This window comes from Nonomuraea turcica (assembly GCF_030718205.1).
Classification (GTDB): domain Bacteria; phylum Actinomycetota; class Actinomycetes; order Streptosporangiales; family Streptosporangiaceae; genus Nonomuraea.
In genome coordinates this window covers 66826-77278 of the sequence record NZ_JAUZQF010000040.1, presented here as the reverse complement: position 1 = coordinate 77278, position 10453 = coordinate 66826, and the positions used below count along the sequence as shown (strand labels likewise).

Below are 10453 nucleotides of genomic sequence, written 5' to 3'. Positions count from 1 at the left end.
GATCCCAACGGTCGCCTACATCAACCAGCCCGAAGAAGACCAGAACAGCGCATCCACGCCCGCGCAGGAGGCTGCCTAGCGATCATCTCGGCAGAGTCCCTGTCGCACTTGACTTGACACCTACCGCGGGACCGACTGATGGTGACGCTGGGCGAGGGACGGGATGGCGTCATGGGGTGGCCCGGGGGTGGAGTTCGTAGGTGGGGTTGGCTGGGCGGCCCCGCCCTGTGGGAGCAGCCGTGGGGAGGCGGCGCAGCCAGCCGTGGGCTTCCAACACTCGGAGGGCGGGTTCGAGGTCAGCCACGGTTTTGAAGCGACGCAGACGGGACAAGACCTCGCGGGCGGTGAAGCGGCTGGTGGCGGTGCGGCGGGCCCACTCCAGCAGGGCGCGAGCGTCGGCGACGGCCGGGTCAGCGCCGATGGCGTCGTAGGCCGCTTGGGCGTGGCGGGTGAAGTAGTCTCCGATCTGGCAGGCGGCGGCGAAGGTATCGGCGGTGATGGGCCGGCCCCAGCCGTCCTTGAGGTGGGCAGCCAGGTGCAGCAGGGCGGCGATGCGTACGGTGGCGCCGACGAGTTTGCCGCTCCAATCGGTCATGTGGTGCAGGTCGCCGCCGGGTCGAAAGCGAGGCTCGATCTCGGCCAGTAGCCGGATGATTGTTTCTTGGGCATCGGGAGTGAAAGTCAGCGTATGCCGAGGGCGCTCTTGGCTGGCGGTACCGTCGTTGAGGCCGTAGAGGGAGATCAGCAGCGTGGTCATGTGAGCGGTGTATGCCTGCTCGACGGGGGCGGGGATAGGGGCGGGGTTCTCCTTGCGGTAGCCGAGCAGGGACGCTGGCAACGAGTACAGGATCCGTCCCAGCAGACCTTGTTCGCGGAATTCGGGGGTGTCGCCAAGCCGGGCCAGGACGCCGGGCTGGACGCACACTCCGAGGGTGAGGGTGGCGGCCTCGATGCGCTCGCTGGCGCGGCCGATGCGGTCGATACGCATCTCCTCGCCGGCGTGGCCGGATAGGAACACCTGAAGGTCTGGGGTCTTGGAGTAACGCCCGGCCAAGATGGAGAAGATCTTGCCCTCAGGTGCGAGGACGGCGAAGCGGCCTCCTTGCTCGGCCAGGCAGGAGGCGAGTTTCTCCACGGTGGCGTCGGCGGTGAACAGCACCGGCTCGGCTGGCACAGTGATCCTCTCAAGGGCTAAGGCGGCGGCGGAGGCTTCGGCCAACGCGTCGGCATGCTGCAGCGGGTCGGCTGCGGCGGCGGCCTTGGCGGTCTTCTCCGCCTCGGTTTCGGCGATTCGGCGGGCCAATTGGGCTTCGACGATGGCCGGTTGGGCGCATTCGACCAGATGGGACTCGGCCGTCCGGATAGGCGCCGTCATCTGCGCGAACACTTCCGACTTGCGGCTACCGGGCGGTAGCACAATGACGGTGAACAGGTTGGTGGGTTCGGTCCAGGTGGGTGCCCGGACCCAGACGCGTCCGGCGGCAGCCACTGCCAGCACCGCGAGGGCCAGGCAGCCGGAAAGATCGGGTGGGGTCTGGGTGACCTCGGCCAATGCGCCGCAGTAGTCGCTTAACCAGCCAGGGAGCGACCACAGCGGAAAAGTGGGCAGTTCGCCAATAGTCGACAGCGGCGTGGGCTCAGGCCAGCCGCGCACATCCGGAGCCATGATCGCGGCACAGGCAGCGGTCACCCGGCTGCGGAGATCCCCGGCGTCGTCCAAGTCGGGGGCGTGCTTGCCGAGCTGCATGAGATGCGCGCCGGTCTCCATCACACGGCGGGCGTAGGCCAACTCGCGCAGTCGCCGGACGTGGTAGCTGGCGTTGGCCGTGGTCGTCACGGCGGCGATCAGCGTGTGCAGGTAGGTACCGCCACCCACCGCATGCAGGTCTGTGCCAAGAGCGTCGGCGACAGCGATGACATCGTAAGGAGCGCTCCGGTCGGCCAGCCCGGTGATGGTCTGCCAGATCAGGGCGTGTGCGGGACGGTAGAAGACATTCTCGTCCACCAGCGGTCGCAGCCCGGCCAGCATGTGTTCTGCGAGCATGACGGTTCCGAGCACGGCTTGTTCGGCCTCGATGTTGTGCGGCGGCACCTGGGTGAAGTCAAGGTCCGCGTCGAAGGCGGGGACGATGCGGAGTGGGGGCCGGGACCTGCTGCTCACGCCGGTTGTTCCCCTTCTAGCCGGGCAGCCGCCCTTGGCGGCCGGGTAGTGATTGCGGTTGTTGGCGGTACGAAGCCCTGGGCCTAAGGAAGCGGCGGGGCGTCGAACGAGGCGGGTTGGAAGACGGTCGCGCCGAGCTCGGCTCGCTCGAAGCGCCAGACGCCGCCGTGGGCATGTTCCACCCACGCGTCGGCGTGGGTTTGGGTGTAGGCCACCGCCCGCTGCAGGTCGGTACCGTGGTTGCTTCCGAAGCAGATGCCGTGGCGGTCGGCCTCGTGGTCTGGTAGCACTTGGCGTTGCAACGAGCGACCAGGCCCTCGGAGTCGCAGACGGCGATCACGTGCTCACGGCCTCTGCCCTCTGCTACCGAGGTCCTCATCGCCGCCAGAGGCGGGCGCAATGCCCCACGATGAACACGCGCCGCAGATGGGCCACAGAGCTGCCCCTCGTGCGGCAGGCACTTCAGGCGATCTTCACCTTGTCCTCCTTTCTTTGTAGCGCTAACAACGGCAGCGTCGGTGGTGTCGGTGGCTGCATGCGGCTCCTGCTCCTTGTGAGTGATGGATCAGTGAGCGGGTCGGTGGGCGCGAACGGGTCCCTGGCTCAGGACGCGATGTCGATCACTTGGGTGGGTGTTGTGAGGGTGAATGCAGGGTCGTCGATGTCGAGAGCGCGGAGGATGGCGGCCCGGCCGACGCGGTAGGTGCTGCCGATGCGGAGAACGTGGCAGGGGAACGTGCCGCTTCGGGCGAGTTCGTGTGCTTTGGTCCGGCCAATACCGAAGGCCCTTCCCGCCGTTGGAAGATCGACCGTAGCGGGGAGGGCGAGTAACTCCTCGATGGTCAGGGCTTGAGCCATAGCGCATTCCTCCTAAGGAAGGGGTCGCCTTGCCGTGTCGAACTGTGCCAGGCAGTGTCATCCAAAAGGGATGAGACTTCGATGTGAATCAGGATGACACGGCTTTCGGTGGACGTGCAACCCCAGTACGAGTAGCGTCCAATCCCATCGGGATGAGGTTGGGGTGCATCAATGGGTGACGAAGAGTCCGACAAACGGACCGCGGACGAACGGGCCGACCGCGATCCTCGCAGGCTCAGTGAGGAGAACGTCGCTCTGAGACTTGCCTGGGAGATGCGTCGGCGCGGCTGGTCTCAGGACCGCATGGCCCAGGAACTGACAAATGCCGGCTGTCCGACGCACCAGTCGGCGATCTCGAAGATCGTCAACTCCAAACCAGACGGAAGCCGTCGAGCAATCAGCGTTGATGAGGCGATCGCCATGGCCCAAGTGTTTGGAATTCCGCTAGAGGAACTTCCCCTGCCTTCCGAAGGCGCCGAAGGGCGCGACCTGTACAACCTGAGCCGGACCGTCACCCAGGAAGGACGCGATGCCCGGGAGCAGTATGCGCGGTTCATCCTCGCCTGGGCGCGCTTGCGCCACCGCCTCAGCCAGCAAGACAACCAGGCGGCCTACAAGGAGTTCTTGAGTACGAGGAGAGTTGACGCGGACAGATCCAACAAGGCGATCGAGGCATGGCTCGCCGCGGACCCATGGCGGGACGTGACCGCCGCCTACGACGTGCTCGAACGGAGTCTGCAGACGATGGGCAGCGGCAGGGACCTAACTCCGCCAACGCAAGACCTTCGCTGGCGCCACAGCATCGTGGCCGACCTCCTACGCCTGCGCGACCTGTTCGACAGAAGAATCCCTGCCAGCCAGGTGCGGGCGGTGCCGGAGTTGGCCCTGGACTTTGCGGATGTCCTGGTCCGCGCGGGGATGATCGAAGTGGCCATCCCTGTCATCGACTCCTACGAGCGAGGGGAGCCGCATTCCACAGACGGGGTTGTAGCCGAGATCGACAAGCGGCTCCAGCAGATCATCGACCGCGAGCCCCAGGACCGATTGGACTACCTCGAAAGCCTGGCAGCCCGGATCGGACTGCATTGGAAAGGCCGCGAAACCAGGCAAGAGCAGGAAGAACTGGCCGCTCAACTGGGAGCAACCCCAGAGGACTACGCAGAGGCCAAGAAGATCGGCGGCATTTACCGCGAGATAGGACTGAGATAAGTCGCAGATGAACGGCAACGGGTTCAAACGATGCAAGTGCCGCGAGGACGGCCGCGAGCTCGGCGCGAAGTGCCCCAAACTGCGCCGCAAGGACGGCTCGTGGAACCCCAACCATGGCAGATGGTACGGCAAGGAAGAAGTTCCGGCCGGGCCCGACGGGAAGCGCATCTACCTCCGACTCGGCGGGTTTGCGACGGAGACTGACCTCATCGAGGGCTACCAGCAGGCAGGACGGTTGCTCGACATTCCCGACGCCGGCTCTGGGGGGCATGAGGCGCGGATGGAGATCCTGGTTATGATCCGGGCCGCGCACAAGAAGCAGGCGCCGCTGCCCGACTATGAGGAACTCCGCCGGAAGTTCAAGGCCGGGCAACCGCTCCAGTCGATCACGTTCGGAGAGTATTGGGACGACTGGGTGGAACGGCGTCGCAAGCTCAAGGACATCCGGGAGAGCACGCTACTTAGCTACGTCTCACACTGGCAGACGCATATCCGCGATGTTCTCGCCGACGTGCGCTTGGACCGGCTGTTCGTGCCTGTGGTCGAGCAGGTATTCACCCGGATCGATGAGAAGAACGAGGCCTTGCTCGCCGCACGCGCCTCCGACGATCCGCAGGTCCGGGCGTCGGTGCGCGGGAAGCGGCCGACCGGGCCAGTGACCAAGCAGCGGATCAGGGCGACGATCCGCACGGTGCTGGCCTCCGCGAAACGGGAGCACGTCGTCACCTTTAACGCCGCCGAGCTGGTGAAGCTGGACGCGGGGAAGAAGGCTAAGGGGGTGGTCTGGACGAAGGCGCGGGTGGAGGCGTTCAGCGTCGCGTACGAGAAGCGTCTTGCCGCTGAGCGGGCCGCCCCGGTTCAGGCGAAGAAGTCGCTGGAGAGGTTCAAGGTGTGGCTGGCGACGCCGCGGCCGTCGCCGGTTATGGTGTGGACGCCAGTTCAGCTCGGTACCTTCCTCGACTATGCGGCGCCTGACCGGCTGTACGCCCTGTATCACCTGATCGCGTTCCGAGGCCTGCGTCGTGGCGAGGCGTGCGGTGCGCGCTGGATCGACGGCGAGTTGGACGAAGGTCTACTGGCCACGGCCAAGCAGCTCACCAACGTCGGCCGGGAGGTGAAGGAGGGATCGCCGAAGACAGAGTCGTCGGACGCGGTGGTCGCGCTGGACAAGGTCACGGTCGCCGTCCTGCGGGCCCACAAGGCCCGGCAGAACGAGGAGCGGCTGGCGTGGGGATCGGCGTGGACGGACACCGGCCGGATCTTCACGCGCGAGGACGGCAGCGAGTTGACGCCTGACTGGGTCAGTGAGCACTTCGAGCGGTTGGCGTTCGCGGCCGGACTGCCGCCGATCCGGCTGCACGACCTTCGCCACGGCGCGGCCACACTGTCCCTGGCGGCCGGCAACGACATGAAGACGACGTCGGCGATGCTGCGGCACTCGAGCGTGTCGATCACAGCCGATCTTTACACGACGGTGCTGCCGGAAGTGGCGCGGGAAGCGGCCGAAGCGAGTGCCGTTCTGGTGCCTCGGGCGGTCGCCGTGGGGGAGGCGTCCCAAACTGGCGGTCTCCCTACGGTCTCCCATCTGGGAGACCGCCGACCCGCCGACTTGGCGGGATCAAGGAACCCCCAGGTACAGCCTGGAGTGGGAGAGTAGGGCGGGTGGGACTTGAACCCACGACCCACGGATTATGAGTCCGATGCTCTGACCGGCTGAGCTACCGCCCCTGGATTCAGTTGTGTGCAGCGCGGCAGGGTGTCATGCCCGGCCTCGTGCATGGCTAAGGCTAGAGCATTTCGATCCCGTTCTGGTGCCCCGCCGGACGGGAGACAAGGTCCCCCGGACATCATTCCACGCTCCGCAACGTCAGCGGACCCTCAGTCGATCGTATCCGCGGCTCTTTCAGGTCGAGTGCACGCGCAAAGAGAGGGTGTCGGTCAGCGGTCCAGCCGTACTTCCTCGGCGTTGTGGTGGCGTCGGCTGCGCAGCCAGTGACCGAGCGTCACCAGCCCGAACCCCACGAGGTAGACCACCGAGGTGAAGGCCAGGTATCCGATGCTGCTGTCGAGCAGTTCCGGCGAGGTGCTGCGCGGGAAGGCCGCGGTCGCGCCGTTGGTCCACTCCATGACCAGGAGTCCCGTCTGGAAGGTGTAGACCTGGGCGAAGACGACGGCGAACGCCAGGTAGGCGCCGAGCCGGTTGCGGATCAGCAAACCGATCGGCAGGGCCAGCAGGACGACGATGATGGCGACCATGGTGTTCTCTCCTTGTTGTTCGGAGGTGTTCGGGACGCATCCACTGTCGGTGGATCGGTCCTGGGCGCGCATCGAGGGCAGCGCTGGATGTCGTGCCGGGCAGGCCGGTACGTGTTGGCACTGATGCCAGGGTGGCGCTCGCGCAGGAGAATGTCGCGGTGAGCCGCATGCGCTGGTGGATGGTGGTGGCGACGATCGCGTGCGCCGGCGCGTGGACCGCGCTGGCCTGGGCGGCCGCCGAGGGCTGGGCGTTCGCCGTCTATCTGCTCGGGCTGGTGCCGCTGGGACTCGGCTGGTTGATCGCCTTACGGGCGCCGGCCAGTCCTGTGCCGGGGGCGCTCGCGGGGGTGGCGGTCTCGATGCTGGCCGTGCCCGCGCTGGAGGAATGGGGCCGCCACTCGTGGTGGGGGGCGGTGATCTGGTCGTGGCAGGTGGTGGGGTTTCTCCTCCTGCTACTGGTCTTTCCTGACGGGCTGCTCCCGGGACGACGGTGGCGGGTGGCGGCGGCCGCGATGCCCCTGTCGGCGGCCGGTGTGACGGCGGCGATGGTGGTGACCATGAACCATTACGACCCGCCGCCGGTGGCCCGCTCACCGCTGGCGGTGCCGGAGGGTATCTGGATGCCGCTGATGGTGGCCGCGCTCGCGGTGTTGCTCGTCGTGTCGGTCGCCAGCGTGAGCTCCGTGGTGGTGCGTTACCGCCGCGGTGACGAGCGGGTACGCGCGCAGACCAGATGGCTCGTCCTGGCCGCCGTGCTGGTGGTGGTGCTCATGGTGGCCAGTTGGGCGATCACCGCGCTCGGCTGGGCGGGACCCGCCGCGTACGGCGGCTTCCTGATCGGGATCGTGGTGCTCGTCCCCGCCGCGGTGGCCGTGGCCGTACTGCGCCATGACCTGTTCGAGATCGACAGGATCCTCGGCGACTCCGCGGCATGGGTGCTGACCGCGATCATCGCGGCGGGCGTGTTCGCCGCGTCCGCCGTCGTGCTCGGCTCCTTCTTCGGCCGTGACTCGCCGCTGGGCGGGTACGGGGCGGTGTTCGTGGCCGCGTTGATCCTCATGCCGGTGTTCCGGCGGGTGCACGACGCCACCGGACGGGTTTTCGACCGGGACCGTACGGTGATCCTCGCCGGCATCGCCGACTTCGTCGACCGGGTACGGGACGGCACGGCGGAGCCGGAGTCGGTGCAGGAGGCGCTGCGCGCGCTCGCCGGCGACCCCGGGCTGGTCCTGCTGCTCACCGAGGCCGAGCGCGGCGGGTACGTGGACATCTGGGGGGCCGACGCCGAGGTGCCCGCGGACCGGACCACGCTGCCGTTGCGGACCGCCGATGCCGAGATCGGCGTGGTGGTCCTGGGCCGCGCGTCGGCTCGTCAGCTCAGGCGGGTCCGCCTCGCGGTGTCGGCGGCCGGGTTGCCGATCGAGGTGAGCCGGTTGCGGCTGGGCCTGCGCAGGGTTCTGGCGGAGGTGTCGGAGAGCCGGCGGCGTCTGGTCTCAGCCGCCGTGGCCGAGCGCAAGCGGCTGGAACGCGACCTGCACGACGGCGCCCAGCAGCACCTGCTGGCGGTCGGCATGCAATTACGGGCCGCCCAGCGGCGTCTCGACCCTGCCGACCCGCTCTCCCTCGAGCTGGACCTGGCGGTGGACCGGCTGGAGGACACCGTCGGCGAGCTCCGTAGGCTGGCCCACGGCCTGCGCCCCGCCAGTCTCGACGACGGGCTCACCGCCGCCCTGCGCAGGCTCGCCGCCCAGTGCGCGCTGCCCGTCGACCTGCGCGCCGGCACGGTGGTGACGAGCGACGTCGTGACCGCCACCGCGTACTTCCTGGTGGCCGAGGCCATGACCAACGTGCTGAAACACGCCGAGGCGACCGGCATCCGCGTAAGCGTGCGCCAGGCCGGGGATTGCCTGCACATCGCCGTCACCGACGACGGCGTCGGCTTCACGCCGTCCCCGGCGTCCCTGACCACCCTGCGCGATCGTGTCAGCGCGATCGGCGGAACGCTCTCGGTGATCAGCGCGCCGCACGAGGGCACCACGATCGAGGCGGAGATGCCATGCGCGTCATAGTGGCGGAGGATTCGGCGCTGTTCCGGGAGGGGATCGTCCGGCTGCTCCAAGACGCGGGTCACGAGGTCGTCGCCGCCGTCGGGGACGCCCAGGCCCTGGTCGACGCGGTACGCGGGCACCGGCCCGACATCGCGGTCATCGATGTGCGGATGCCGCCGACGATGAGTGACGACGGAGTGCAGGCCGCCCGGCTTCTTCGGCGGGAGCTGCCCGATTTCCCCATGCTGCTGCTGTCCCAGCACATCGAGACCACCAACTCGGTCCCGCTGGTGAGCACCGGAGCATTCGGATATCTGCTCAAGGACCGGGTGCTGCACGTCGACGACTTCCTGTCCGCCCTCGCCAGGGTCGCCGCAGGCGGCTCGGCGCTCGATCCCGAGGTGGTGGCGGCGCTGATCAACGCCCGGAACACGCAGATCGCGCGCCTGTCCGAGCGCGAGCACGACGTTCTCGCCCTCGTCGCCGAGGGACACTCCAACACCGCCATCGCCGCCCGCCTGGTCATCGCCGAGCGCACGGTGGAGGCGCACATGCGATCGATCTTCCAGAAGCTGAACTTGCCGGACTCGGCGGAGAGCAATCGTCGCATTCTGGCGGTTCTCACGTACTTGAAGTCCCTCTGATCGTCGCGTCGCCGCCTGACCAGCCGGGCGCTTGCCGGGATCTTGAGGATGATCGGCCCGATGCTCTATAACTAGTAGTACTACTTATTGTAGAGCTAAGGGGGGCGGCGGTGCGGGTGCTGGTGGTGGGGGCGGGGATCAGCGGGCTCGCGGCAGCGCGGGGGTTGATCGCCGCGGGGCACGAGGTGGTGGTGCTGGAACAGGCGCAGGAGTTGCGCCTCGGGGGTGGGGCCATCACGTTGTGGTGCAACGGCACGGCGATCCTGGCAGATCTGGGCGTGGGCCTGGACGGGGTGGGGCAGCGGCTGACGACGTTATGCCTGCGGACCGCGCGCGGTCGCCGCGTGCTGGAGTTCGACCTGGAGGCGCTGGCGCAGCGGTTCGGGTCGGCGGCGCGGGTGATCCCGCGCGGGTCGCTGATCACCCTCCTGGAGAGCGGGTTGCCGGAGGGGACCGTGAGGTTCGGTGCGCGGGTGGGGGAGCTGCACGCCGACGGGGACGGCGTACGGGTGCGGACGGAAACAGGTCAGGAGTTCAGCGGTGACTTCCTGGTCGGGGCCGACGGTGTGCACTCGCGGGTGCGCGCTCTCGTGCTGGGAGGTGGCCAGGCGGCTCTGACCGGTGCGGCGGTCTGGCAGGGCCTGACGCCGGCCCCGTTCGATCCCGGGTCGACCACGACGTTGATGGTCGGCCGGCAGGGCGACTTCGGGTACATGGGCGCGGGCGACGGGCTCATGCAGTGGTTCTTCGACGTGCCCTGGTCGCCGGGCCCGCCGCCGGAGGACAAGCCGCTGGAGATGCTCCGCCGCCGGTTCGCGGGCTGGGGTGCGCCGGTCGAGCAGATGCTGGCGTCGCTGGGGGACGGTGACGCCGAGGTGTTCCCGCACACCCGGCACCAGGTGCCGCGCCGCTGGGGCGACGGGCGGTGCGTGCTGCTCGGGGACGCGGCGCACGGGATGCCGCCCGTCATGGCGCACGGCACGAACCAGGCGCTCGAGGACGTGGCGACGCTGGTGGAGTGCCTGGGCGCCGTGCCCGATCCGCGGGCGGTCGTCGGCGTGTACTCCTCCAGGCGGAGGCGGCGGGCGGCCCTGGCCTCCACGGTGGCCTCGCACGCGCTCGCGGTGTCCGGCCCGCGCACGGTGATGCAGAGCGAGCACCTCATCCGGCTGAACGGCGCCACACCGCCGCGGCTTGCCACCCGTGGGTTCGGACTTCTGCTGCGCGCCCTCAGCAACCGGATCTAGGTGACGCATGGCGAGGCCGGGACGTAGTCA

Annotated in this window: 9 protein-coding genes and 1 tRNA gene; 5 read left to right on the top strand and 5 right to left on the bottom strand. The window is 68.3% G+C overall.

Translation table 11 applies throughout. The annotated features are described in order from the left end of the window. Nucleotides 1-169 precede the first annotated feature (169 nt). The 3 genes from Q9G87_RS55230 to Q9G87_RS55220 all read right to left on the bottom strand — a co-directional run bounded on the left by Q9G87_RS55230 (nucleotide 170) and on the right by Q9G87_RS55220 (nucleotide 3019). Nucleotides 170-2092: a DUF3987 domain-containing protein gene (locus Q9G87_RS55230; RefSeq protein ID WP_305924723.1), complete on the bottom strand. Its 1923-nt coding sequence runs from the start codon at nucleotides 2090-2092 to the stop codon at nucleotides 170-172. Between the two features lie 152 nt (nucleotides 2093-2244). Beyond that, on the bottom strand, nucleotides 2245-2451 hold the full coding sequence (locus Q9G87_RS55225; RefSeq protein ID WP_305924722.1) for a hypothetical protein: 207 nt from the start codon (nucleotides 2449-2451) through the stop codon (nucleotides 2245-2247). A 313-nt stretch (nucleotides 2452-2764) separates the two neighbouring features. After that, nucleotides 2765-3019: a DNA-binding protein gene (locus Q9G87_RS55220; protein WP_305924721.1), complete on the bottom strand. Its 255-nt coding sequence runs from the start codon at nucleotides 3017-3019 to the stop codon at nucleotides 2765-2767. Between the two features lie 171 nt (nucleotides 3020-3190). Between Q9G87_RS55220 and Q9G87_RS55215 the strand changes: the two genes are divergently transcribed. Next, complete coding sequence (locus Q9G87_RS55215) at nucleotides 3191-4228, top strand: helix-turn-helix domain-containing protein (RefSeq protein WP_305924720.1); 1038 nt, start codon at nucleotides 3191-3193, stop codon at nucleotides 4226-4228. A gap of 7 nt (nucleotides 4229-4235) precedes the next feature. After that, on the top strand, nucleotides 4236-5885 hold the full coding sequence (locus tag Q9G87_RS55210) for a tyrosine-type recombinase/integrase (protein WP_305924719.1): 1650 nt from the start codon (nucleotides 4236-4238) through the stop codon (nucleotides 5883-5885). On the opposite strand, the gene Q9G87_RS55205 is transcribed toward Q9G87_RS55210, so the two are convergent. Next, nucleotides 5883-5956 (bottom strand) — tRNA-Ile (locus Q9G87_RS55205). The genes Q9G87_RS55210 and Q9G87_RS55205 overlap by 3 nt on opposite strands. Nucleotides 5957-6166: 210 nt before the next feature. Further along, a complete protein-coding gene (locus Q9G87_RS55200; protein ID WP_305924718.1) occupies nucleotides 6167-6484 on the bottom strand; it encodes a hypothetical protein in 318 nt (105 codons plus the stop codon). A 167-nt stretch (nucleotides 6485-6651) separates the two neighbouring features. Between Q9G87_RS55200 and Q9G87_RS55195 the strand changes: the two genes are divergently transcribed. From Q9G87_RS55195 to Q9G87_RS55185, 3 genes are all read left to right on the top strand, one after another. Next, a complete protein-coding gene (locus Q9G87_RS55195) occupies nucleotides 6652-8553 on the top strand; it encodes a sensor histidine kinase (RefSeq protein ID WP_305924727.1) in 1902 nt (633 codons plus the stop codon). Beyond that, entirely contained in the window at nucleotides 8541-9176 is a 636-nt protein-coding gene (locus Q9G87_RS55190; protein ID WP_305924717.1) for a response regulator, read from the top strand. The genes Q9G87_RS55195 and Q9G87_RS55190 overlap by 13 nt, the downstream gene beginning before the upstream one ends. Before the next feature lie 110 nt (nucleotides 9177-9286). After that, the gene (locus Q9G87_RS55185; protein WP_305924716.1) at nucleotides 9287-10423 is read left to right on the top strand and encodes an FAD-dependent oxidoreductase; all 1137 of its coding nucleotides are present in this window, start codon (nucleotides 9287-9289) and stop codon (nucleotides 10421-10423) included. The last annotated feature ends 30 nt before the right edge of the window (nucleotides 10424-10453 follow it).

What these genes read in the sequence shown, in the direction of transcription:
- Q9G87_RS55220 (WP_305924721.1), bottom strand. Translation starts at nt 3,019, where the DNA reads ATGGCTCAAGCCCTGACCATCGAGGAGTTACTCGCCCTCCCCGCTACG.
- Q9G87_RS55215 (WP_305924720.1), top strand. Translation starts at nt 3,191, where the DNA reads ATGGGTGACGAAGAGTCCGACAAACGGACCGCGGACGAACGGGCCGAC.
- Q9G87_RS55210 (WP_305924719.1), top strand. Translation starts at nt 4,236, where the DNA reads ATGAACGGCAACGGGTTCAAACGATGCAAGTGCCGCGAGGACGGCCGC.
- Q9G87_RS55200 (WP_305924718.1), bottom strand. Translation starts at nt 6,484, where the DNA reads ATGGTCGCCATCATCGTCGTCCTGCTGGCCCTGCCGATCGGTTTGCTG.
- Q9G87_RS55195 (WP_305924727.1), top strand. Translation starts at nt 6,652, where the DNA reads ATGCGCTGGTGGATGGTGGTGGCGACGATCGCGTGCGCCGGCGCGTGG.
- Q9G87_RS55190 (WP_305924717.1), top strand. Translation starts at nt 8,541, where the DNA reads ATGCGCGTCATAGTGGCGGAGGATTCGGCGCTGTTCCGGGAGGGGATC.